Origin of the sequence: Micromonospora sp. NBC_00860, assembly GCF_045207375.1 — a bacterium.
Taxonomy (GTDB): domain Bacteria; phylum Actinomycetota; class Actinomycetes; order Mycobacteriales; family Micromonosporaceae; genus Micromonospora; species Micromonospora vinacea.
This window is the reverse complement of sequence record NZ_CP108825.1, coordinates 6,922,234-6,945,998: the sequence shown is the minus strand read 5'-3', so window position 1 is coordinate 6,945,998 and position 23,765 is coordinate 6,922,234. Positions and strand designations below refer to the sequence as shown.

At 70.3% G+C, this 23,765-nt stretch carries 21 protein-coding genes; 12 read left to right on the top strand and 9 right to left on the bottom strand.

What is annotated here, in order from left to right:
• Positions 1-28 precede the first annotated feature (28 nt).
• The gene (locus OH804_RS32185; RefSeq protein WP_406061377.1) at positions 29-1,435 is read right to left on the bottom strand and encodes a M1 family metallopeptidase; all 1,407 of its coding nucleotides are present in this window, start codon (positions 1,433-1,435) and stop codon (positions 29-31) included.
• Positions 1,436-1,620: 185 nt separating this feature from the next.
• Here OH804_RS32185 and OH804_RS32180 point away from each other — a divergent pair, with 185 nt between their 5' ends.
• The gene (locus tag OH804_RS32180) at positions 1,621-2,736 is read left to right on the top strand and encodes a sugar phosphate isomerase/epimerase family protein (RefSeq protein WP_406061375.1); all 1,116 of its coding nucleotides are present in this window, start codon (positions 1,621-1,623) and stop codon (positions 2,734-2,736) included.
• A gap of 86 nt (positions 2,737-2,822) precedes the next feature.
• Here OH804_RS32180 and OH804_RS32175 read toward each other — a convergent pair whose 3' ends face one another.
• Both OH804_RS32175 and guaB read right to left on the bottom strand, forming a co-directional pair.
• On the bottom strand, positions 2,823-3,941 hold the full coding sequence (locus OH804_RS32175) for a GuaB3 family IMP dehydrogenase-related protein (RefSeq protein WP_196919752.1): 1,119 nt from the start codon (positions 3,939-3,941) through the stop codon (positions 2,823-2,825).
• A 30-nt stretch (positions 3,942-3,971) separates the two neighbouring features.
• Positions 3,972-5,534 carry an IMP dehydrogenase gene (gene guaB / locus OH804_RS32170; RefSeq protein WP_196919753.1) on the bottom strand — a complete coding sequence of 521 codons (1,563 nt, stop codon included), beginning with the start codon at positions 5,532-5,534 and terminating at the stop codon, positions 3,972-3,974.
• A gap of 186 nt (positions 5,535-5,720) precedes the next feature.
• On the opposite strand from guaB, the gene OH804_RS32165 reads away from it, so the two are divergent.
• A complete protein-coding gene (locus OH804_RS32165) occupies positions 5,721-6,140 on the top strand; it encodes a DUF5319 domain-containing protein (RefSeq protein WP_196919754.1) in 420 nt (139 codons plus the stop codon).
• A gap of 103 nt (positions 6,141-6,243) precedes the next feature.
• Here the strand turns inward: OH804_RS32165 and OH804_RS32160 are convergent, their stop codons facing one another.
• Positions 6,244-7,059, bottom strand: coding sequence for a response regulator transcription factor (locus OH804_RS32160; RefSeq protein WP_196919755.1), 816 nt, complete (start codon positions 7,057-7,059; stop codon positions 6,244-6,246).
• A gap of 253 nt (positions 7,060-7,312) precedes the next feature.
• On the opposite strand from OH804_RS32160, the gene OH804_RS32155 reads away from it, so the two are divergent.
• The gene (locus OH804_RS32155; protein ID WP_091406539.1) at positions 7,313-7,696 is read left to right on the top strand and encodes a WhiB family transcriptional regulator; all 384 of its coding nucleotides are present in this window, start codon (positions 7,313-7,315) and stop codon (positions 7,694-7,696) included.
• A 135-nt stretch (positions 7,697-7,831) separates the two neighbouring features.
• Here the strand turns inward: OH804_RS32155 and OH804_RS32150 are convergent, their stop codons facing one another.
• Positions 7,832-8,959: an IS30 family transposase gene (locus OH804_RS32150; RefSeq protein WP_406060139.1), complete on the bottom strand. Its 1,128-nt coding sequence runs from the start codon at positions 8,957-8,959 to the stop codon at positions 7,832-7,834.
• A 628-nt stretch (positions 8,960-9,587) separates the two neighbouring features.
• Here OH804_RS32150 and OH804_RS32145 point away from each other — a divergent pair.
• Positions 9,588-10,145 (top strand): hypothetical protein, encoded by a 558-nt coding sequence (locus OH804_RS32145; protein ID WP_406061371.1) that lies wholly within the window; start codon positions 9,588-9,590, stop codon positions 10,143-10,145.
• Between the two features lie 367 nt (positions 10,146-10,512).
• Here the strand turns inward: OH804_RS32145 and OH804_RS32140 are convergent, their stop codons facing one another.
• The 4 genes from OH804_RS32140 to groES form a co-directional block, all read right to left on the bottom strand.
• The gene (locus OH804_RS32140; RefSeq protein WP_406058593.1) at positions 10,513-11,661 is read right to left on the bottom strand and encodes a DDE-type integrase/transposase/recombinase; all 1,149 of its coding nucleotides are present in this window, start codon (positions 11,659-11,661) and stop codon (positions 10,513-10,515) included.
• 385 nt (positions 11,662-12,046) lie between these two features.
• On the bottom strand, positions 12,047-13,738 hold the full coding sequence (locus OH804_RS32135) for a molybdopterin-dependent oxidoreductase (RefSeq protein ID WP_406061369.1): 1,692 nt from the start codon (positions 13,736-13,738) through the stop codon (positions 12,047-12,049).
• Positions 13,739-13,866: 128 nt separating this feature from the next.
• On the bottom strand, positions 13,867-15,507 hold the full coding sequence (gene groL / locus OH804_RS32130) for a chaperonin GroEL (RefSeq protein WP_406061367.1): 1,641 nt from the start codon (positions 15,505-15,507) through the stop codon (positions 13,867-13,869).
• 70 nt (positions 15,508-15,577) lie between these two features.
• Positions 15,578-15,892, bottom strand: coding sequence for a co-chaperone GroES (gene groES / locus OH804_RS32125; RefSeq protein WP_030330046.1), 315 nt, complete (start codon positions 15,890-15,892; stop codon positions 15,578-15,580).
• 259 nt (positions 15,893-16,151) lie between these two features.
• Between groES and OH804_RS32120 the strand changes: the two genes are divergently transcribed.
• From OH804_RS32120 to OH804_RS32085, 8 genes are all read left to right on the top strand, one after another.
• Positions 16,152-17,348 (top strand): THUMP-like domain-containing protein, encoded by a 1,197-nt coding sequence (locus tag OH804_RS32120; RefSeq protein ID WP_406061364.1) that lies wholly within the window; start codon positions 16,152-16,154, stop codon positions 17,346-17,348.
• A gap of 79 nt (positions 17,349-17,427) precedes the next feature.
• Positions 17,428-17,907 carry a Cys-tRNA(Pro) deacylase gene (gene ybaK, locus OH804_RS32115; protein WP_406061362.1) on the top strand — a complete coding sequence of 160 codons (480 nt, stop codon included), beginning with the start codon at positions 17,428-17,430 and terminating at the stop codon, positions 17,905-17,907.
• 179 nt (positions 17,908-18,086) lie between these two features.
• Positions 18,087-19,172: a sugar ABC transporter substrate-binding protein gene (locus tag OH804_RS32110; protein ID WP_196919760.1), complete on the top strand. Its 1,086-nt coding sequence runs from the start codon at positions 18,087-18,089 to the stop codon at positions 19,170-19,172.
• Positions 19,173-19,286: 114 nt separating this feature from the next.
• Positions 19,287-20,105: an ATP-binding cassette domain-containing protein gene (locus OH804_RS32105; protein ID WP_196919761.1), complete on the top strand. Its 819-nt coding sequence runs from the start codon at positions 19,287-19,289 to the stop codon at positions 20,103-20,105.
• Positions 20,102-21,364, top strand: coding sequence for a sugar ABC transporter permease (locus OH804_RS32100; protein WP_196919762.1), 1,263 nt, complete (start codon positions 20,102-20,104; stop codon positions 21,362-21,364). Before OH804_RS32105 ends, OH804_RS32100 begins: the two co-directional genes overlap by 4 nt.
• A gap of 20 nt (positions 21,365-21,384) precedes the next feature.
• Positions 21,385-22,566 carry an ROK family protein gene (locus OH804_RS32095; RefSeq protein ID WP_406061359.1) on the top strand — a complete coding sequence of 394 codons (1,182 nt, stop codon included), beginning with the start codon at positions 21,385-21,387 and terminating at the stop codon, positions 22,564-22,566.
• A 19-nt stretch (positions 22,567-22,585) separates the two neighbouring features.
• On the top strand, positions 22,586-22,882 hold the full coding sequence (locus tag OH804_RS32090; protein WP_112586487.1) for a DUF1707 domain-containing protein: 297 nt from the start codon (positions 22,586-22,588) through the stop codon (positions 22,880-22,882).
• Positions 22,883-23,007: 125 nt separating this feature from the next.
• On the top strand, positions 23,008-23,748 hold the full coding sequence (locus OH804_RS32085; protein ID WP_196919764.1) for a DUF4142 domain-containing protein: 741 nt from the start codon (positions 23,008-23,010) through the stop codon (positions 23,746-23,748).
• The last annotated feature ends 17 nt before the right edge of the window (positions 23,749-23,765 follow it).

Here is a 23,765-nt window from a genome sequence, read left to right as displayed (position 1 = left end):
CAGCATATCGACCGGGCGGCGGCGCCGGTCACGGCAGTGTGGGGGCCGACCCACCCACCAGCCAGGCGTCGAAGAGCGGACGCAGTTGCCGCTGCGCGACCCGCTCGGCCAGCGCGACGAGGTCCGCTGTGGTCGCGTTACCCGCAGCCCGCTCGCTGGTCCAGGTGCGCAGGATGCGGAAGAAGAGGTCGTCACCGACGGTCCGGCGCAACGCGTGCACGGCGAGCGCCCCGCGCTTGTAGACGGCCGCGCCGAACATCTGCTCCCGGCCCGGCTCGACCGACGGTTGCGTCCAGTCGGTCATTGCGTACTGGATCTCGAAGTTGCGCTGGGCGGTCCGGCCGCCGTCGTGCTCCTCCCACAGCCACTCGGCGTAGCTGGCGAAGCCCTCGTTGAGCCAGATGTCGCCCCACCTGGTCAGCGACACGCTGTCGCCGAACCACTGGTGCGCCAGCTCGTGCACGACGACACTCGGGTTCGGCCGGTCATCCGAGAAGAAGGCAGGCCCGTAGACCGGCCGGGACTGGGTCTCCAGCGCGTACCCGACCCGGTCGTCGGCGATCACGATGCCCCCGTACGAGTCGAACGGGTACGGGCCGAAGCGGCTGGCCAGGAAGTCGACGATCGCGCCGGTGCGGGCCAGCGAGGTGGCCGCGCCGCCGGCCGCCGGCAGGCTCGCGGCCACCGCCGTGACCATCGGTCGGCCGGCGTGCGTGCCGGTCACCACCCGGTAGTCACCGATCACCAGGGTGCTCAGGTAGCTTGCCATCGGGGCGCGCTCCGACCAGCGCCAGGTGGTCCAGCCGTCGGCGCTGTTCTTCGGCCCGGGTACGCCGTTGCTCAGCGCGGCCAAGCCGTCCGGAACGGTCACCGCCAGGTCGTAGGTGGCCTTGTCCGACGGGTGGTCGTTGACCGGGAACCAGGTGGCGGCCGAGTCGGGCTGGCCGAGCGCCACAGCGCCGTCGGCGGTGTGCAGGAAACCGCCGCTGCCCAACGCCCCGTCCTCGACGGCAGTGGGGACGCCCGTGTACTCGACAGTCACTGTGAACTGCCGGCCGCGCGGCAGGCCGTCGCGGGGCGTCACCACCAGCTCGCCGTCGCCGCGCCGGTGCTCGGCCGTCGTGTCACCCACGCTGACCGCGCGGACCTCCAGGCCGACCAGGTCCAGGTTGAAGCGGGACAGGTCCTGGGTGGCGGTGGCCGTGATGACGGCTCGACCGGTCAGCCGGTCGGTCGACGGGTCGTAGCGGACGTCGAGGCCGTAGTGCCCGACGTCGTAACCGCCGTTGCCGTGCCCCGGCACGTACGGGTCGCCGGCGTCGGCGGCACCGGGCCGGAAGCCGTCGCGGTCGTCGCCGGTACAACCGGTGGTGGCCAGCACGATCGCGCAGGTCAGCGCGGCGGCGACTCGCAGTCTCCGTCCGGTCAGGACCATGCCCACCCCTCCTGCGGCACTCTGCTCAGGCCGAGCGTAGTCAGCATCAGCGGCCGCGCGACCGGTATCGACGATCATCAGTGACTTTCGTCGGATCGAACAAAAGCTGACGTCGATCGAACCTTTCTTTCGACTTAGACCGACGTTAGTGTCTGTCTCCGACCACCGTCGCGAAAGGTGGAACCATGCCAGACCACACCGCCCCCGACGCCACCCCCACCGGCCGGCTCAGCCGCCGGTCCCTACTCGCCGCCTCCGCCGGGGCCGCCGCCGCGATCGGCGCAGCCGGCCTGCCCGTCCTCGCCACCGGCACCCCCGCGCTCGCCAACCCCGGCAACGCGAGCAAGCTGCGGGTCGAGCCGCTGATCCCGGCCAAGAACCGCGGCATCATCCTCTACAGCGTCCGCGACCGGATCACCGCCGCGCCCGACGACAGCGGGGTGCCGTACGGCTTCGAGCGCGTCCTCGCTCGACTCGCCGAAATCGGCTACAAGGAGATCGAGTTCGCCGGCTACACCCAGAGCACCGAGATCCTGGGCCGCCAGATCACCCCCGCCGAGATCCGCAAGATCCTCGACGACAACGGCCTGGTGGCCAACGGCACCCACGCCTCGATCCAGCCGGCCACCTTCCAACAGCAGCTGGACATCGCCGAAGAACTCGGCATGAAGAACATCGGCACCGGCAGCGACCCGACCAGCAGCGCGTACAAGGCCGAGTGGGACGCCGCCGCGGACATCTGGAACGAGCTGGGCCGGCAGGCCAAGGCCCGAGGCATGCGGCTCTACACGCACAACCACGACGCCGCGTACAGCTTCCTCATCGACCGGGGCCCGCGCGACGCGCAGGGCCGGCAGACCCGGTCCTCCGGCATCCGCCGGCTGGAGTACTTCTTCGAGATCACCGACCCGCGGTACGTCTTCTTCGAGCTCGACATCTACTGGGCCTACGTGGCCCGCTACAAGCACCAGAGGTACGTGAACCCGGCCGGCCAGGAAGTGACCGACCTGTTCGACCCGATCCTCACCGTGGCCGACCGGACCACCCGGTTCCCGCTCTTCCACGCCAAGGACGGCGACCGGGACACCAGCGTCCCCAACGGTTACCAGATGACCCCGCTGGGCGACGGCGACCTCAACTTCCAGCAGTTCTTCCAGACCATCGGCGAACGCAACTTCCACCACGCCAACTGGGAGATGGACACCGCCCCCGGCGGCACCGAGAACAGGGGCCAGTCGTTGGACTTCGCGGCGACCAGCTACCGCAACATGTCCGACCTGACCATCTACGTGGAGAAGTGACTCCCGGCTGAGTGACTCCGGTTGAACGCGACGAAGGCCGGCCCCGCAGTGTTGCGGGGCCGGCCTTCCGGCGTCTGACGGATCGGTCAGCGGTCGAGGACCAGACCGACCTTCTGGAACTCCTTCAGGTCGCGGTAACCGCACTTGGCCATCGCCCGACGCAGCCCACCGAACAGGTTGAGCTGACCGTCGGCCTCGTCCGCCGGCCCGAAGAGCAACTGCTCCATCGACCCGAGCGGCTCACCGGAAACCTCGAAGGCACCCCGGGGCAGCGACGGGTGGCTCGCCGCCGAGTGCCACCAGGCACCACCGGCGGGGGCCTCCTCGCAGAGCGACAGCGGCTCACCGAGCATCACCGCGTCCGCACCGCAGCCGAGCGCCTTGGCGATGTCACCCGAGGTCTGGATGTCACCATCGGCGATCAGGTGCACGTACCGGCCACCGGTCTCGTCCAGGTAGTCACGGCGGGCCGCCGCGGCGTCGGCGATCGCGGTGGCCATCGGCACCCGGATGCCCAGCACCGACTCGGTGGTCGACCACTCGTCACCACCGATGCCCACGATCACGCCGGCCGCCCCGGTACGCATCAGGTGCAGCGCCGTCTTGTAGTCGGTGCAGCCACCGACGATCACCGGCAGGTCGAGGTCGGCGATGAACTCCTTGAGGTTCAGCGGCTCGTCGGTGGTCGACACGTGCTCGGCCGAGACGATGGTGCCCTGGATGACAAGGATGTCCACTCCGGCGTCCAGGATCACCGGCGCCAGCGCGAGGGTGTGCTGCGGGGAGACCCGCACCGCCACAGTGCCGCCACCGGCACGCAACTCGCGGACCCGCTCCGCGATCAGGTCCGGGCGGATCGGCTCGGCGTACACCTCCTGGAGCCGCTTGGTGGCGCGGGCCTCCTCGTCGAGGCCGGCCAGCTCGTCCAGCACCTTCGTCGGGTTCTCGTAGCGGGTCCAGAGCCCCTCGACGTTGAGCACGCCGAGGCCGCCGAGCTGACCGAGACGCACCGCCGACGATGGGCTCATGGTGGCGTCGGAGGGGTGGCCGACGCACGGAATGCCGAACGGGTACGCGTCGAGCTGCCAGGACGTCGAGACGTCATCGACGTCCCGGGTGCGGCGGCTCGGCACGATGGCGATGTCGTCCAGGTGGTAGCCGCGCTGCGCGGTCTTGCCCAGCCCGATCTCGACCACGTCACGCATGGGGGACTCCAGGTGGTTGGGGGTGGTGGGTCAGCGGGTGTGGTAGTTGGGCGCCTCGACCGTCATCTGGATGTCGTGCGGGTGGCTCTCCTTCAGGCCAGCCGCGGTGATCCGGATGAGCTGGCCCCGGCGGTGCAGATCGGGGATGTTCTCCGCACCGGCGTACCCCATGGCCAGTCGCAGACCGCCGACCAGTTGGTGGGCCACCCGGGAGAGCGGCCCCCGGTAGGGCACCTGACCCTCCACGCCCTCGGGGACCAGCTTGTCGTCGCTGAGCACGTCCTGCTGGAAGTAGCGGTCCTTGCTGTACGACTTGGCCTGACCCCGGGACTGCATCGCGCCGAGCGACCCCATCCCGCGGTACGTCTTGAACTGCTTGCCGTTGACGAAGATCAGCTCACCGGGGCTCTCCTCGCAACCGGCCAGCAGGCTCCCGAGCATCACCGTGTCGGCGCCGGCCACCAGGGCCTTGGCGATGTCACCGGAATACTGGATGCCGCCGTCACCGATCACCGGCACGCCGGCTGGGCGGGCGGCCCGGGCCGCCTCCATGATCGCGGTGACCTGCGGCACGCCGACCCCGGCGACGATCCGGGTGGTGCAGATCGCGCCCGGCCCCACGCCAACCTTGACGCCGTCGGCGCCGGCGTCGACAAGCGCCTTCGCGCCGGCGTACGTGGCCACGTTGCCGCCCATGATGTCGACCGCCACGTCGGCCTTGAGCCGGCGAACCATGTCCAGCACGGCCCGCTGGTGACCGTGCGCGGTGTCCACGATCAGCACGTCGACGCCCGCGTCGACCAGCGCACGGGCCCGCTTGTAGGCGTCCTCGCCCACGCCGATGGCGGCGGCGACCCGCAGCCGGCCGGCGTCGTCCTTGCTGGCGTCCGGGTACTGCTCGCTCTTGGTGAAGTCCTTGACGGTGATCAGGCCACGCAGCCGGCCCGAGTCGTCGACGATCGGCAGCTTCTCGACCTTGTGCTGACGCAGCAGCGCCAGGGCGTCGTCCTTGCTCACCCCGACCCGCGCGGTGACCAGCGGGGTGTGGGTCATGATCTCGCGGACCGGCGTGTTCGGCTCGGAGACGAAACGCATGTCCCGGTTGGTGACGATGCCCACCAGTTGGCCGTCGCCATCCACCACCGGCACGCCGGAGATGCGGTAACGCCCGCACAGCTCGTCGACCTCGCGCAGCGTGTCGTCCGGACTGGCCGTCACCGGGTTGGTGATCATGCCGGACTCGGAGCGCTTGACCAGGTCGACCTGGAGGGCCTGGTCCTCCAGGGAGAGGTTGCGGTGCAACACGCCGATGCCGCCCTGGCGGGCCATGGCGATCGCCATCCGGGCCTCGGTCACCGTGTCCATCGCGCTGGACAGCAGCGGAATGGACAACTCGATGTTGCGAGTGAGCTTCGTCCGGGTATTGACCCGGCTGGGCACCACATCCGACTCGCCCGGCTGAAGCAGCACGTCGTCGAAGGTGAGGCCGAGCGGAACCACCCGGGCGGAGCCGGCCGGCAGCTCGGGCAGGTGGCCGCCCAGGTCGGCGTGCTCGACGCCGGCCGGAAGATCGGTGCTGGGCGAATTTTCCACGATTGCTCCCCTGAGCTGCTCGGATGGGCTTCAGCGAGGTGGCGCGGGCGGGCACCGGAGCGCGCCACGGTGCCGGCACGTCGCCTCATCGTACCCAGTGAGCTGGGCGACCCGTCCGTGGCAGGCCGGCCCGGCGCGGACGCCGGGGGGCGGACGTTCGCGCCGCGTTGGGTCTACGGTGAGGGGGTGCACGACGAGCCCATCGACCCGTTCAATGGCGACCCGGCCGATCCGACAGCGGGTCTGGATGACCCGGGCGATGACGCGACGCCGGATCCGCTGACCGACGTCGAGCGGCAGGATGTGCTGGAAGACCTCGCCGACCTGGAGATCTACCAGGCTCTGCTGGCCCCGATCGGCGTTCGCGGGCTGGTGATCGAATGCGAGGACTGCCGCGAGCCGCACTACTTCGACTGGGACCTGCTCCGCGGCAACCTGCGGCACCTGCTCAACTCCGGGCGGCCCCGGGTGCACGAGCCCGCGTACGACCCCGACCCGGACCACTACGTGACCTGGGACTACGCCCGGGGGTACGCGGACGGGGTGCACGACACCCTGTCCGAGGGCACCGAGGACGAGCCGGACGCCCCGACCGCCACCAAGTGACACCGCCGCGCTGCTTGCGCGGCGTACCCCTGCTGTCGCGTGCCGTGCCGTGTGGCGTGCCCCGCTTCCGCGCGGCGCGCCCTGCGGCGGCGCTGCGCGGATGTCAGGCCACTAGACCGGCGCGGAACCCCGCCGCCACCGCGTGCGCCCGGTCCCGGGCGCCAAGCTTGCGGAACAACCGGCGGGCGTGCGTCTTGACGGTGTCCTCCGAGACGAACAACTCCCGGCCGATCTCCGCGTTGCTCTTGCCCTCGGCCATGCCGAGCAGCACCTGAAGCTCACGCTCGGTGAGGCCGATCGACGCCCGACTGGGTCGGGCGTTCGGGGCGGGACGACCCTGGTCGGTCTGCGTCGCCGGCTCGCCGGTCCCCGCCTCCGCCTCGTCGTCGCCCCGCTGCACCGGCACCGACGCCACACCGGCCGGCCCGTCGGCGGCCGTGGCCGCCCAGCCGGGCTCGCCGGAGCCACGCGGCGACGGACCGGAGCGACCGGACCCACCCACCGCAGCAGCGTCGCGGGCCGGATCGGTGATCCGCTGCCGAGAGGCTCGGCCGGGCGCGGCGAGCAGCAGTAGCGCCTTCGCCACCGCGCTGGTCAGGTCATGGTCGACATTCTGGATGAGCCCCCGGGCGCCGGCGCTGATGGTGGCCGCCGCTGCCTCGGACTCCTCGGTGCCGAGCAGCAGCACCGCCGCCTGCGGCGCACGCGCCAACACCCGACGGACGAAGCCCGCGCTGTCCGGCCGAGTGAGGGCCGTGTCCGCCAGGACCACGTCGGCCGGCCGCTCGGCCAGCCGCAGCATCACCTCGGGATCAGAGACGGCGGTACGAACGATCGCGGACAACCCCAGCCGCGCGGCAGCAGAAGTAAGGTGCTGGGCCGCGAGTGGTGTCCGAACGCACACAAGAACGGTACGCACTGTGGTCTCCTCTCCGCCAACGAGCAGACCATGACGGGGTCGGCTGGGGAGGGGGTTCCCGGCAATCCTTCGAACTTTTCCGACAGATGGGGCAAAAGCCGCAATTTCCCGGACGTTTTCGATCACACACGTGTGAGTTGACGACAGCCCGGGTACCGGGAGATCCAGGCCGGGAACGGTGCGCCTGCGCGGCCCGCCGCCCGGACGCCGGCCATAAGGATTCTCGCGGAGCCGCGCGGGAGGAGGGGTGCTGATGTCGAACGTACGTAGACTGCCCGGACCCATCGTCGATCTCTGGGACTGGCAGCGACTCGGTGCCTGCCGAGGGCGCGACAGCGCCCAGTTCTTCCACCCCGACGGTGAGCGCGGTTCTTCCCGGCTGCGCCGCGAGTCCGCCGCCAAGTCGGTCTGCCGCGCCTGCCCGGTTCGCGCCGAGTGCGCCGCCCACGCCCTCTCCGTACGCGAGCCGTACGGCGTGTGGGGCGGCTTCAGCGAGTCGGAGCGCCTGCGACTGCTCGCCGTCGGCTGGGAGGACCTGGCAGACCGCCGACACGCCCGGGTCGACGTCGCACGGCTGGAAGCCCGCCTGGGTCGGCCGCACAAGTCGACCGTCCCGGCCCAACGCAACGTCGCCTGACCCGACGCGACATCCACATCCGCGAGCCGCGCCCCTGTCCTGGGGCGCGGTTTCGCGCGCGGTTTACGCGACGCCGACGAACGCCGCGTGATCAACACGGGTTCCTTGATGTCGGGGCATCCCGCCCAGGCGGTTTCAAGCGGCTGTTGCGACCAGGTGTTTGTGGAGTACCTCGGCTGGATTCTGCCAGTCGAGGGTTTGGCGTGGTCGTCCGTTGAGTTCGCGGGCGACGGCGTCGAGGTCGTCCTGGGTCCAGGTGCGGAAGTCGGTGCTGGAGCGGGGGAAGTACTGGCGCAGGAGGCCGTTGGTGTTCTCGTTGCTGCCGCGTTGCCACGGGCTGTGGGGGTCGCAGAAGTAGACCTTGCAGTCGGTGGCCAGGGTGAAGACGGGGTGCTGGATCATTTCGATGCCCTGGTCCCAGGTCAGTGTCTTGCGCAGCTCGGCCGGCAGGCGGCGCATGAGGCCGGTCAGGGTGTCGATGACCTGTTCACTGACCCGCGATTCGGGCAGCGCGCCGAGCATCACGTATCGGGTGGCGCGTTCGACCAGGGTGATGATCGCGCTGGAGCCTCGGGCGCCGATGACCAGGTCGCCTTCCCAGTGCCCGGGCACGGCCCGGTCTTCGACCTCTGCCGGGCGAGTCGAGATGTGAAAGTCACGCACCCACGGGCGGCTTCCCCGCCCCGCGCTGGCCTGACGCGACTGAGGCCGCCGTAACGCCCGCCCAGAGCGCAACGCGACCTGCCGGGCTAACTCCTGGCGCATCCCACCTCGGGCCTGGAAGTAGACCGCCTGATAGATCGTCTCGTGTGACACCCACATCTCCGGTCGCTCAGGAAACTCCCGCCGCAGCGACCGGGCGATCTGCCACGGCGAGTGCCGCTGCGCCAGACGATCCTTGACCGTCTGCCACAACGGCGGCCACGCCCGCCCCCGACCCGGACGCAACTTGCCCTCACGAGGACGCCGCGCCCGCGCGTCCGCCTTGCCCTGAGCATTGCGGTGAGAGTACTTCCACCGATACGCCCCACCCCACCCCTTCGGATAGCCCACCCCAGCCACATAACCAGGATCCGCACCATGCGGATGCCGCTGACCCACCGGCACCCGACCCCCCGTGCCGCAGTGATTACGCGACAACTCCCGCCACACCGTCGAGCGATGCCGCCCGATCACCTGCGCGATCTGCGGGAACGTCAACCCCTGACCGAACAACACCTCAATCTGCGCCCGCTCCGCGGACGACAACCTCTGCCCCGGCATGACCCCTCATCCTGACGAGAATCCACCCCGTTGCAACAACCACTTGAGCCCAAGCCATCCGGACACCGCAACTTCAATGATGCCGAGTGGATCAAGCCAGGTTCGGGGCCGGAGGGGCGAGCAGAGACGGGCACCCTGGGACGTTTGACCGGTCTGGGGCATTTGGGCTTGGTGCAGGCCTTAGGCTTCTGCGAGGTATGCGATCTCTGTCCCGTGACCGGGCACACCCGTGGGCCGGAATCCTGGCCGAGCCGGGGTCGTTACATACCCTGACGATCGCAGCACCACGACCCGCCACCCGCCCCGCATGGGGTTGGGATGCAGGTCCGGCGGGTTGGAATGCCAGCCTCCGCCCGGTCGTTACAGTCCCCACGACCGACCGCAGGCACCGCCCCGATGAGGGTGCCGGATGGATGGGCCACCCCCGGAATGACCCCGGCCCGCCGGTCGTTACACAGGGTCCCGGCGCCACGAGCCCCCCGCTCGCCAGGACGCCGACCCGACGCCCGACAGGGCGTCACCCCCAAACTTTCCCCTTGTACGTGCAGCGCCGGACGAGGTGCTCACACCCTGCCGCCGCCCCCTGTTTGGCGGTGCGGGTGTTCCTACCCCCGAAGGAGCTACCCCCATGAACACGATCTTCCGTAAGAGCATGCTGTCTGTTGCTGGTCTCGCGTTCGCCGGCGGTGTCTTCGCCGGCCCGATCGCCGCCCACGCCGCCACCCCGGTCGACGCCAAGCCCGTCGCCGTGGCCGTGCAGGCGCCGAAGCCGCAGGGCGACCAGTCCCACATCACCCTGAATGATGAGCAGACCGCCAACGTCAAGGCCATCATCGCCGCCACGAAGAAGGCCGGTCTCCCGGAGCGGGCCGCGGTGATCTCGATCGCGACGAGCCTGCAGGAGTCGAAGCTGGAGAACCTCGGCCACCTCGGCGATATGAATGACCATGACTCGCTGGGCCTGTTCCAGCAGCGCCCGAGCTCGGGTTGGGGCACCCCGGAACAGATCACCAACCCCGAGTACTCGACGACCGCGTTCCTCAAGGGTCTGAAGCAGGTCGACGGGTGGCAGGACATGCCCCTGACCGACGCCGCGCAGACCGTCCAGGTGTCGGCCTACCCGGACGCCTACGCCCAGTGGGAGCAGCAGGCCACCGACCTGGTCGCCCAGCACTGGAACAGCTGACCCACAGCACAGCAGAACAGCACGACACCGACCGCTGGCCGGCACCCGCAACCCGGGGTGCCGGCCAACGGCATTCCTGCTGCCACCGATCGCCACCCGCCATGCCACCCGGCGGCCGCTGACCGCCATTCGCAGGCCACCGGCCACCGCCATCCGGCGCAGGTCGCAGGGTGCAGGCCGCTGGGAACCTCGGCCGCAGGCCGCAGTCGCCAGGGCGGAGGGTGCCGAACTGGCCCAACGGAGACGGAGGGCGTCGAACAACCGACGCCCGTCTGCAGATCTTGGACACTTTCCGTTCTGCGCTAACTGTGCTGTCCCGAGTCATGTGTCAAGGGGAAGTCCCGATAGATGTGTCAGGTGTTGTTGATCAGGCTGCTCGGGTGAGGCTGATGTAGGTCCGGTCGGGGGTGAGGTGGAAGTGGCCGAGGGGTTGGCCGTCTTGGTGGTAGATGGTGATCCGGCTCTGGTCGCGGATGGCGGTGATGGTGGCGCCGGCGTGGGTGGTGCCGACGCTGGTGCGGTGTCCGGCGACGGTGATGGCGCCGGTGCTGCCCACGAGGCAGCGGTGCAGGGTGGCGTCGGTTTGCATCGGTAGGCTGGCCGGCCCGCCGAGGCTGGGCGCGTGTGTCCATGCCTGGGCGGGGGTGGCGCGTCGCGGCAGGGCGCTGTGGCGTCGTTGGGTGTTGTAGTAGCGGCGGTAGACGTCGAGGAGGTTCTGCAGTTCCGCGCGGGTTGCGGGGGCGGGGTGGGTGCTCAACCATTTTTTGAGGGTTTGGTGGTGGCGTTCGACCTTGCCGCAGGTCTGCGGATGGTAGGGGCTGGAGTTGATCGGCCGGACATTGTGGTCCAGGAGGCACTGGACGAACGTGGAGATCGATCCGGGCCGGGTCAATCGGCTGGTGAACGCGGTCCCGTTGTCGGACAACACGATCGCCGGGGTGCCGTACTCGTCGAATGCCTGCCTGATCGCGGTGACCGCGCCTTCGGCGGTCTCCGCGCTCGTTGCGTGACAGCCGACGAGGGTTCGGGTGCAGTCGTCCAGGACGTCGAAGACCGCGGCGAGGCTGCCGTCGGCGAGCCGGACGTTCGTGGCGTCAATTTGGTAGCAGTCGCGGGGCCGGGCGTAGACGAACCGCCGAAACGAGCTGCGCGGCCGTTTCGCCGGGTTCCGTTCGAGCAGGTCATGCCGGGCCAGGACCCGGTTGATCGTCGATCGCGACGGCACCCGCCACGGCGCACCGGTAGCGGCGTGCACCTCGATCAGCGCGTCGCGAATGAAGTCAGCCCCGTTATCCACGCCGAGTTCGACGCGCAGCTTGCAGATCCAGGCGTCCAACTCCGGTGGCGTCGTCCGCGGACTGCTACGCGGCCGCCGGGACCGCTCATGCCACTCGCCCTCATCCCTGATCCGTGCCTGATGCCGGTAAACGGTACGGACCGAAACCCCATGCTCACGCGCGAACTCGGCGGCGTTGATCCGCACCCCAGCAGCCAACTGGGCATCGAGCAGATTCATGACACGCCGCCGAGAAGCCATACCCGGCACCATGGACCAGCACACCCAAGGCCCCTGCCAAGTGACACATGTATCGAGACTTCAACACTGACAGATGTCATGGGACTGAATAGTTCTGCGCTAACGGAAAGTGTCCAAGATCTGCAGGCACTCCGGGGTATCACCGGTCACTCAACTGGCCCGCCGACCCCAACGACAGTCTTCGGAGCCGGCAGGCGGCAGCGGACACAGCCCACCGACCCTCAGGCCAGGGTCGCGGACACAGGCTAACGACCCGCAGACCAGGGTCGCGGACACAGCCCGCCGACCCGCAGAGCAGGTCGCGGACACAGCCCGCCGATTCAGGCGCCGGACGCAGCCCAGGCGGGCGGCGCCACACGGTGGATCAGCGGACGGTGACGGTGACCGTGTGCCAGCCGGTGGCGCCGTCCGGGACGACGTCCTGCGTACGCTCGGTTTGGGTTTCGCCGGTTGCGTCCGTCGCACGGACCTGGAGCCGGTGTTCGCCCGGTGTGGCGTCCCAGCGCCAGGACCATTGCACCCAGGTGTCCACCGAGACGGTCGGGGCCAGCGCGGCTTCCTGCCACTGGCCGTCGTCGACGCGTACCTCGACTCGGCGGATGCCTCGGTGCTGTGCCCAGGCCACTCCAGCGATGGTCACCGGCCCAGTGGTCAGCCGGTTGCGCCCCCGGGGCGCGTCGATCCGCGACTGGGTCTTGATCGGCCCCTGGGCGGACCAGCCGCGCGGCACCCAGTACGCGTCGAAGTCGGCGAACCGGGTCAGCTCCAGTTCGGTCACCCACTTGCAGGCTGACACATAGCCGTAGAGGCCCGGCACCACCATCCGGACCGGAAAGCCGTGCTCGACCGGCAACGGCTCGCCGTTCATCCCGACGGCCAACAGCGCGTCTCGTCCGTCGCGTAGCGCGGCGGTGGGGGTGCCGCAGGTCCAGCCGTCGACCGACCGGCCGACGACCTGGTCGGCGTCGTCGTCGGGCTCAACCTCGTCCAGCAGTTCCCGCAGGGGTACGCCGAGCCAGCGGGCGTTGCCGATCAGGTCCCCGCCCACCTCGTTGGAGACGCAGGCCAGCGTGACGTACCGCTCGACCAGCGGTCGGGCCAGCAGGTCCGCGTAGCTGTAGGTGCGCTCCTTGCCGACCCGCCCGTGGATCCGCAGCCGCCAGGTGTCCGGGTCGACCTGGGGCACCACCAGCGCGGTGTCGATCCGGTAGAACCCGAAGTTCGGGGTGACGTACGGCGCGAGCTGGGTCAGGGAGAGGTCCGCGCCGGCCGGCACGGCCGGTGCGGGGGCCACCGGGGCGGGTAGGCGGATCGCGTCGCGGGCCGCGGAGACGCCGCGCCGGCCCGCCAGCCAGCGTCCGCCGAGACCGGCCACCACCGCTGTGCCGAGCAGCACCCCGCTGCCGGTGAGGAAGCGCCGCCGCGAGTCAGGGTCCACTTCGGCAGGCCCGGCCGGCTCGACCGCCGCCGTCGGCCCGGCAGGAGTCACCGGAACCGACCCCGCCGGCGACACTGGCACCGGACCGCCAGGCGACACCGGCACGGACGAAGACACCGGGTCGCCGGGCGACGCCGGCGCCGGACCGGCGGGCGGGGTGGGTGGTGACCAGGACCAGGGGTTCAGCTCGAACGGTCCGGCGATGAACAGCCAGAGCACCAGGGCGCCGAGACCGGCGCCGACCAGGGACGGCAGCGCGTCGGCGAGGTCCGCGCCGGGACGGGTCAACGCGGCCGCGACGCCGATGGCGCCGAACGCGGCGATGCCGGCCAGGCCGAGTGCCAGCCGGCGGATCGCCAGTACGCCGAAAAGCGCGGCGAAGGCTCCCAGCAACACGGCCGTGCCGACCAGCAGCGCGATCTTGTCGGCGGTGCCGAAGAGGTCGATGGCGAGTTGCTTCAGCGACTCGGGGACGGCGTCGACGATGACCCCGCCGACAGCGACCAGGGGCGCCGACCGAGGGCCGGTCAACACCGCGACCGGTTCGGCGATCCCGATCGCGACGGCGGCGGCGGTGATTCCGGCCAGCGCGGCGTACCGCCGTGACGTGGTGCTCATCGGCCCAGTGTGCGCGATCATCTCGTCCGGTCGCCAACAACGTCAGCGTTCGGTAATGACCTGCCGGCCCACCGAACGAAGCGGGGCACACCGCCGTACGGCGGTGTGCCCCGGGTGTCGCTACCGGATCAGAAGCCCGGGCCGTGCTGGTGGCCGTGACCGTGGCCGTGGCCGCCGGCGGCGGCCGGCTCGGCCTGCTCCGGCTTCTCCACCACGAGGCTCTCCGTGGTGAGCAGCAGACCGGCGATCGAGGCGGCGTTGGTGACCGCGTTGCGGGTCACCTTCACCGGGTCGATGATGCCGGCCTTGACCAGGTCGACGTACTCGCCCTTGGCGGCGTCGAGGCCGTTGCCCCACTCGAGGTCGGCGACCTTCTGGGTCACGACGTAGCCGTCGTGACCGGCGTTCTGGGCGATCCAGCGCAGCGGCTCGACGAGCGCCTTGCGCACGACCGAGACGCCGACCTTCTCGTCACCGGTGAAGCCCAGGTCGTCGTCGAGCACCGAGAGGATCTGCACCAGGGCGGCGCCGCCGCCGGGCACAGTGCCCTCCTCGACCGCTGCCTTGGTCGCCGCGATGGCGTCCTCGATGCGGTGCTTGCGCTCCTTCATCTCGACTTCGGTCGCCGCGCCGGCCTTGATGACGGCGATGCCACCGGAGAGCTTCGCCAGCCGCTCGGCCAGCTTCTCCCGGTCCCAGTCGGAGTCGGAGGCCTCGATCTCCTTGCGGATCTGGGAGACCCGGTCGGCGACGTCGGCCTTCTGGCCACCGCCGTCGACGATCGTGGTGTTCTCCTTGTCGACCACGACGCGCCGGGCGGTGCCGAGCACCTCCAGGCCGACCTGGTCGAGCTTGTAGCCCAGCTCCGGGGCGACCAGCTCGGCGCCCGTGGAGATCGCGATGTCCTGGAGCATCGCCTTGCGCCGGTCACCGAAGCCCGGGGCCTTGACCGCGCAGACCTTGAGGGTCTTGCGCAGCGAGTTGACCACCAGGGTGGAGAGCGCCTGGCCGTCCACGTCCTCGGCGATGATCAGCAGGGGCTTGCTGTTCTGCAGGACCTTCTCCAGCAGCGGCAGCAGCTCCTCGATCGCCGAGATCTTCTGGGTGGTGACCAGGATGTACGCGTCCTCGAGGACGGACTCCTGGCTCTCCAGGTCGGTGACGAAGTTCGGCGAGATGAAGCCCTTGTCGAACTGGAGACCCTCGGTCACGTCCAGTTCGGTGGTGAGCATCGAGCCTTCCTCGACGGTGATGACACCGTCGCGGCCGACGCGCTCCATCGCCTCGGCGATGAGGTCGCCGATCGTGGAGTCCTGCGCGGAGATCGTCGCCACGTTCGCGATCGACTCCTTGCTGGTGACCTCGGCGGCACGGCCGAGCAGCGCCTCGGAGACCTTGGTGGCCGCCGCGTCGATGCCCCGCTTGAGGCCGGCCGGGTTGGTCCCGGCGGTCACGTTGCGCAGACCCTCGCGAACCATCGCCTGGGCCAGCACGGTCGCGGTGGTGGTCCCGTCGCCGGCGACGTCGTTGGTCTTGGTCGCCACCTCCTTGACCAACTGCGCGCCAAGGTTCTCGTACGGGTTGGTGAGCTCGATCTCCTTGGCGATGGTCACACCATCGTTGGTGATCGTCGGCGCACCGAATTTCTTGTCCAGGACGACGTTGCGCCCGCGCGGGCCGAGGGTGACCTTGACCGCGTCCGCGAGGGCGTTGACACCGTGCTCCAGCAGGTGCCGGGCGTCGTCCGAGAAGCTCAGGATCTTCGCCATTAATGTCCCTTCGAAGCGCCATTGCCCCGGCCCGGCGAGCCGGACCGGGGCAGTGGCACTGATCGGTTGCTTACTTCTCGATGACCGCGAGGACGTCGCGGGCGGAGAGCACCAGGTACTCCTCGCCGGCGTACTTGACCTCGGTGCCGCCGTACTTCGAGTAGAGGACGGTGTCGCCGACCTGCACGTCAACCGGAACCCGGTTGCCGTTGTCGTCGACGCGCCCCGGGCCCACAGCGAGGACGGTGCCCTCCTGCGGCTTCTCCTTGGCGGTGTCGGGGATCACGATGCCCGACGCCGTGGTGGTCTCAGCCTCGTTCGCCTGGACCACGATGCGGTCCTCGAGCGGCTTGATCGCAACCTTGGTCGCGGTAGTCACGGGCATACCCTCCTGGGGTACTGGTTTCGTTGCTGGCCAGCGGGGCTGACCAGCGTCAATCTGCCTCATGCCACCGGGCGGTGCCGTCGTCGCGGGTGCCGGTCCGCCTGGCGTGCGCACCCGGGTCGCGAGACCCGGAAGCTGGCACCCTCAGGGTGAGAGTGCTAATCGCAGGTTATTCCGTGGCTAGCACTCCGTCAAGGAGAGTGCCAGCGCGTCGCGCCCCGCCAGCCAGGATTTCCCTGTCGGCCGGGACAATGGCCGGGTGGATCTCGATCAGCTGGCGGCGCTGCGTACCCCCGAGGGGTCGGCCGCGCTCACGGCGGCGGCCGAGCTGGCCGGCGGTGATCCACTGGTCGCGGCGTCGGCGCTGCGCGCGACCGGGGTGCCGCCGGCGTTGGCGGCGGCGGCCCTCACTCAGGCCGAGCTGCGCCATCGGGCGGTCGGCAAGTTCGGCCCGGCCGCCGCTGGGATGTTCCTCACCCGCCCCGGCCTGGAGCAGGCCACCCGCCGGGTGGTCGCCGACCGGCGGGCCGCCCGGTTGTCCGCGGCCGGCGTGCGCACCCTGGCCGACCTCGGGTGCGGGCTCGGAGCCGACGCGCTGGCCGCCGCCCGGGCCGGCATCCGGGTGTACGGCGTGGAGGCCGATCCGGTGACCGCGGCGATGGCAGCCGCCAACGCCGCGGCGGCCGGGCTGGCCGAGCTGTTCACTGTCGAGTGCGGCGACGCGACCGGGTTCGACGTGTCACGGGTTGACGGGGTCTTCTGCGATCCGGCCCGCCGCAGCACCGGCACCGGGCGGCGGATCTTCGACCCGCGCGCCTACTCGCCGCCGTGGGACTTCGTCACCGGCCTGGCCGAGCGGGTGCCGCGGACCGTGGTGAAGGTGGCGCCGGGCCTGGACCACGCGCTCATCCCGGCCGGCGCGGAGGCCGAGTGGGTCGGCGTGGACGGCGATCTGGTCGAGGCCGCGCTCTGGTGCGGCGAGCTGGCGGAGGTGCCTCGTCGCGCCACCCTCTACCGCCAGCGGGGCGCCGAGGCGCACCGCCACCAGCTCACCGGCTCGGGTGCCACCGAGGCGCCGGTCGGGCCGCCGCGCCGCTACCTGTACGACCCGGACCCGGCAGTGGTCCGCGCGCACCTCGTCGCCGAACTGGCCACCGAACTGGACGCCACCCTGGGCGATCCGAGCATCGCCTACCTCTACGCCGACGAGCCGATCCGCACCCCGTACGCGCGGTGCCTGGAGATCACCGACGTGCTGCCGTTCTCGCTCAAGCGCCTGCGGGCACTGTTGCGCGACCGTCGGGTGGGCCGCGTGGAGATCCTCAAGCGGGGTTCGGCGCTCACCCCGGAGCAGCTTCGGCGGGATCTGCGGCTGTCCGGGGACGCGGCGGCGAGCCTGGTGCTCACCCGGGTCGACGGCGCACCGACGGTGCTGGTCGGCCGCCCGGCCGACTAGCGTCCCCGTGGCCGGCCGGTCGACCAGTGTCGCTGTGGCCGGCCGGCCGACCAGCGCCATCTCGACTAGCCTCGTCGCTGTGGCGGGACAGGGCACGCCGGCAACGGCACTGTTGGTCAAGCGCGGCATCGCGCATCGCACCCATCCGTACCGGGTGGCGCCGGACGCCCCGAACTACGGCGCGTTGGTGGCGGTGGCCCTCGGCGTGGCGCCGGAGCGCGTGTTCAAGTCGCTGGTGACCGCTGTCGACGGCGCGCTCACCGTGGCGGTCGTGCCGGTCACCGGCGAGCTGGATCTCAAGGCGCTCGCTGCGGCGGTCGGCGGCAAGCGGGCGGCATTGGCCGACCGGGCGGTCGCCGAGCGGGCCACCGGTTACGTACGCGGTGGGATCAGCCCGCTCGGGCAGCGTCGACGGTTGCCCACAGTGCTGGACGAATCCGCGCTGGATCTCCCGACGATCTACGTCTCGGCTGGTCGGCGCGGTCTGCAACTCGAACTGGCAGCGGCGGATCTGGTGGCGTTGACCGACGCCCGCACCGCGCCGTTGCAGACCCACTGACGGCCTTCGTTACGTCGACTCCTCCGTGGGATACCCGGGGAGTAACAGTCGCGTTGCTGAATTGTTATCGCTCCCAACAAACTATGCACCTGCGCGGTCTTGTGGAGCCGGTGTGACGCGAAATACGTTGCCGGACACAACAAAACAACACCTCCCCCACCTCCGAAAGGACCCTGCACATGCGTAAGGGGATCCTCACCATCGCCGCCGTGGGCCTGCTCACGACCGGCGGCTTGACCGCCTGTAGCGACGACTCCGGCGACAAGGCCGGCTCCGACAAGACCCCCAAGATCGGCGTGATCCTGCCGGACAGCAAGTCCTCGGCCCGCTGGGAGACCGCGGACCGTCGGTTCCTGGAGGAGGCGTTCAAGGCCGCCGGCGTCCAGTACGACATCCAGAACGCCCAGAACGACAAGACCGCCTTCCAGACCATCGCCGACCAGATGATCACGGGCGGCGTGACCGCCCTGATGATCGTCAACCTGGACTCCGGCACCGGCAAGGCCGTACTCGACAAGGCCAAGTCGCAGGGCGTCGCCACCATCGACTACGACCGGCTCACCCTCGGCGGCTCCGCCCAGTACTACGTCAGCTTCGACAACGAGACCGTCGGCAAGCTCCAGGGCGAGGGTCTGTCGAAGTGCCTGACCGAGAAGGGCGTCAAGAACCCCGTCGTGGCGTACCTGAACGGCTCCCCCACCGACAACAACGCCACCCTCTTCAAGGCCGGCTACGACTCGGTGCTCAAGCCGAAGTTCGACGCCAAGGAGTACGTCAAGGGTCCTGAGGACGCGGTGCCCGCGTGGGACAACGCGCAGGCCGCGACGATCTTCGAGCAGCAGCTCACCAAGGCCAACGGCAAGATCGACGGCGTGCTCGCCGCAAACGACGGTCTCGGCAACGCGGCCATCTCGATCCTGAAGAAGAACAAGCTCAACGGCAAGGTGCCGGTGACCGGGCAGGACGCCAGCACCGAGGGCCTGCAGAACATCCTCGCCGGTGACCAGTGCATGACCGTCTACAAGGCGGTCCGGGAAGAGGCCAAGGCCGCCTCCGACCTGGCCATCGCCCTCGCGAAGGGCGAGACGAAGGACACCGGCCAGACGGTCAAGGACGGTGACCGGGACGTTCCCTCGGTGCTGCTCACCCCGAAGGCCATCACCAAGGAGACCGTCAAGGACGTCATCGCCGACGGCTACGTGACCAAGGAAGAGGTCTGCACCGCGGCGTACACCAAGTTCTGCGCCGAAGCCGGCATCAGCTGACCGACGCCGCAGTACCCGCCGGAACGACCATCGCCGCCCGGCACGGGAGCACCCTCCCGTGCCGGGCGGCGCCCGCCGGACGGGCCCCGACCCTCCCTTAAGAAGGAGACCCCCGTGTCCGCGACCCCCCTGCTGGAACTCCGCGGGATCGACAAGAGCTTCGGTCCCGTCCAGGTGCTCCGCGACGTCGCCCTGACCGTCCACCCGGGCGAAGTGACCGCACTGGTCGGTGACAACGGCGCCGGCAAGTCGACCCTGGTGAAGTGCATCAGCGGCATCCACCCCACCGACGCCGGAGAGTTCCTGTTCAACGGTGAACCGGTGCACATCGGCAGCCCCCGCGACGCCGCCACGCTCGGCATCGAGGTCGTCTACCAGGACCTCGCGCTCTGCGACAACCTGGACATCGTGCAGAACATGTTCCTCGGCCGGGAGAAGCGCAGCGGCATCGTCCTCGACGAGCCGACCATGGAACAGCTCGCCGCCGAAACGCTGGCGGGGCTCTCCATCCGCACCGTCACCTCACTACGCCAGCACGTGTCCAGCCTCTCCGGTGGCCAACGCCAGACCGTGGCCATCGCCAAGGCGGTGCTCTGGAACAGCAAGCTCGTCATCCTGGACGAGCCGACCGCGGCGCTCGGCGTGGCACAGACCGCCCAGGTTCTCGAACTGGTCCGCCGCCTCGCCGACAACGGCCTGGCCGTGGTACTCATCTCGCACAACATGAACGACGTCTTCGCCGTCTCCGACCGGATCGCCGCGCTGTACCTCGGCCAGATGGTCGCCCAGGTGAAGACCACCGACATCACCCACGCCCAGGTGGTCGAGCTGATCACCGCCGGGCGCTCGGGCGGGCTCGGCCTCGCCACCGACCCGGGCAGCAACGGCGACGGCCCGCAGCCGGCCGACTCGATCTCAGGAGGCGTCCGATGACCACCACCGCCGTGCGGAAGGGCGGCCCCGCGGCCGTCACACCGGCGCCGACCGTCGGAGGCCACGTCCGCAACTACTTCAGTCGCGTACGTGGTGGCGACGTCGGCGCGCTACCGGCCGTGCTCGGGCTGATCGTGCTCTGCACCGTCTTCGCGATCATGCGGCCGTCGTCGTTCCTGTCGGCCGGCAACTTCGCCAACCTCTTCACCCAGGGCGCGGCGGTCACGCTGATCGCGATGGGCCTGGTCTTCGTGCTGCTGCTCGGGGAGATCGACCTCTCCGCAGGCTTCGCCAGCGGCGTCTGCGCCGCGGTGCTGGCCAATGTGGTCACCGTGCTCGGCTACCCGTGGTGGGTCGCCGTGCTCGCCGCGGTCGCCACCGGTGTGGTCATCGGCACCACTCTCGGCATGCTCGTCGCGAAGATCGGCATCCCGTCCTTTGTGGTCACCCTCGCCGGTTTCCTCGCCTTCCAGGGCGTCGTGTTGCTGCTCGTCAAGGAGGGCACCAACATCTCCGTCCGCGACGAGGTGCTGGTCGCCATCGCCAACCGCAACCTCGCCCCCACGCTGGGCTGGGCGCTGACCGCCCTCGCGGTCATCGGCTACGCGGCGGTGCAACTGCTGCGCCACCGCAACCGGGTGACCCGCGGTCTGATCACCGACCCGATCGCGGTGGTGGCGCTACGGATCGGCGGCCTCGCCGTCATCCTCGGCACCGCCGTGTACGTGCTCAACCTGGAGCGCAGCCGCAACGTCCTCATCGTCTCGCTCAAGGGCGTGCCGATCGTGGTGCCGATCATCGCGGTACTGCTCGTCATCTGGACCTTCGTGCTGCAACGCACCAGCTACGGCCGGCACATCTACGCCGTCGGCGGCAACCGGGAAGCCGCCCGCCGGGCCGGCATCGGAGTCGACCGGATCCGGATCTCCGTCTTCGTGATCTGCTCGTCCATGGCCGCCATCGGTGGCATCGTGGCGGCCAGCCGGGCCAACTCGGTCGACCCCAACACCGGGGGCAGTAACGTACTGCTCTACGCGGTCGGCGCAGCGGTTATCGGCGGCACCAGCCTCTTCGGTGGCAAGGGCCGCGTCCTCGACGCCGTACTCGGCGGCGCGGTGGTCGCGGTCATCGAAAACGGAATGGGCCTGATGGGGTACAGCGCGGGAGTCAAGTACGTGGTCACCGGCGTCGTGCTGCTGCTCGCCGCCAGCGTCGACGCGCTCTCCCGCCGCCGCGCGGCAGCCACCGGCACCCGCTGACCGCGGGAGGTAGCACCAGCATGCGCCCAGGACCGAGCCAGGATGATGTCCGACGGCAGAACCTCGGGGCCCTGCTGCGGCACGTGCACGTCCACGGGGCGACCACGCGTGCCGAGCTGACGACCACGCTGGGTCTCAACCGCAGCACCATCGGCGCGCTCACCGCCGACTTGTCCGCAGTGGGGCTGGTCAGCGAAGGAGCACCGAAGGAGACCGGCCGGGCCGGACGACCGTCACTTGTCGTCCGGCCCGAGTCGGCCCGGGTCTACGCGTACGCGTACTCGGTGGAGGTGGACCGGCTGCGCGCAGCCCGGATCGGGCTGGGTGGCGCGGTCCTGGACCGCCGGGATCTGGACCGGCCACGCGGCCTGCTGGCCGCCGAGGCCGCGCCACTGCTGGCCGGAGCGGTCAAGGAGATGCAGCAGTCGGTGCCGGCGGACGCGATCTGTGTCGGTGCCGGCGTCGCTGTCTGCGGCATGGTCCGCCGGGACGACGGCCTGGTCCGACTCGGCCCCACCACCGGTTGGGTGGACGAGCCGATCGGCGCTGCCCTCGCCGACGAGTTGGGCATCGACGTACCGATCACAGTGGGCAACGTGGCCGACGTCGCCGCGTTCGCCGAGCACGCACGGGGTGTGGCGGCGGGGTGCGACAACGTCCTCTACCTGTACGGCGACGTCGGCGTGGGCGCCGGCATCATCGCCGGTGGCCGTCGACTGACCGGGCACGGCGGGTACGGCGGCGAGGTCGGCCACATGAAGGTGGCCCGCGACGGCAGACCCTGTGAGTGCGGCTCCCGGGGCTGTTGGGAGACCGAGATCGGCGAGCACGGCCTCCTGCGCGCGGCCGGACGCTCCGACGCCCGGGGCCGCGAAGCGCTGCTGGCGGTCTTCGACGCCGCCGACCGGGGAGACGCCCGGGCCCAGACGGCGGTCCGCCAGGCCGGCGACTGGCTCGGCTTCGGGGTGGCCAACCTGGTCAACGTCTTCAACCCCGAGATGGTCATCTTCGGGGGGACCATGCGCGACCTGTACCTCGCGGCGGCGGCCCAGATCCGCAGCCGGCTCAACTCCAACGCGCTCGGCGCCTGCCTGGAGCACGTCCGGCTGCGCACCCCGAAACTGGGCGAGGACGCGCCCCTGATCGGTGCCGCTGAACTGGCCTTCGAACGGCTCCTCGCCGACCCCCTCGACGTGGGCTGATCCGCGTACGCTGTCCGGCGTGGATGTCGAGCTACGCGCCTCCGACGACGACCGCAACCGGGTGGTCGCCGCGCTGCACCAGCACACCGCGGCGGGCCGGCTGACGCTCGACGAGTTCTCCGATCGCGCCGGTGCGGTGTGGACGGCGCGCACCCTCGGTGACCTGGCCGCGCTGACCCGCGACCTACCGGCACTGCCCAACTCGGTCGTCGACGCCGGCCCGGTCGGGCGCGGGCGTCAGGAGTTGCTGATGGTCTTCGCCGCCGCGGCGCTCACCCTGCTGCTGCTCGGGGGCCTGCTCGCCGTCACCCGCTGATCCCTGTCGCTCCGCGATGAACTGATCGCGCGATCAGTCCGTACCAGTGGGCGGACGGGCAACCGGCAGGATACGGCTGCCCGGTCCAGACGCGTTCCGGTCCGGACCGAGGAGGCACCACAGACATGGCACCGCTCAGATCCGCCCATCGCCGACTGGGCACCCGGACCCACCGAGCGGTGATGCTGCTCATCGCGGTCATCGCGGGGGTCGGTGTCCTGCCCGGCGTGGCCGTCGCCGCGCCCGCCGGTGGCCAGCAGCTCAACGCCGCCGACATGACACTGCTCAACGGGGTCCGGCTGGCCGGGCTGTGGGAGATGCCAGCCGGCCAGATGGCCGCCGAGAAGGGACAGTCGGCGAAGGTCCGGGAGATCGGCGCCGGCATCGCCGACGAGCACCAGAAGCTCGACCAGCTCGTGGTCGACGCGGCCAACAAGTTGGGCGCGACGATCCCCAGCGAGCCGACCGCCGAGCAGAAGGGCTGGCTGGCCGAGATGCAGAAGGCATCCGGCGCCCGGTTCGACCAGATCTTCGTCACCCGGCTCCGGGTTGCCCACGGCAAGATCTTCCCGGTGATCGGCGCGGTCCGGGCCAGCACCCGGGACGCCACCGTCCGCAAGCTCTGCGAGGACGCCAACGCGTTCGTCCAGCACCACATGCAGATGCTGGAGAGCACCGGCCTGGTCCGTTGGCCGGAGCTGCCGCCGGCCGCGCTGCCCGCCCCGGGTGAGGACGGGCTCCTGGCCGCCGCCTCCGCCAACTCCGGCCCGCAGGTCGGAGTCAGCAGCACCGTCGTCTGGCTGGTCTTCCTCGCCGCGCTGGGCACAGGCGGAATCGCCACCTACCGGATGTTGCGCCGCAGCTGACCAGTCGGCTGGATGGT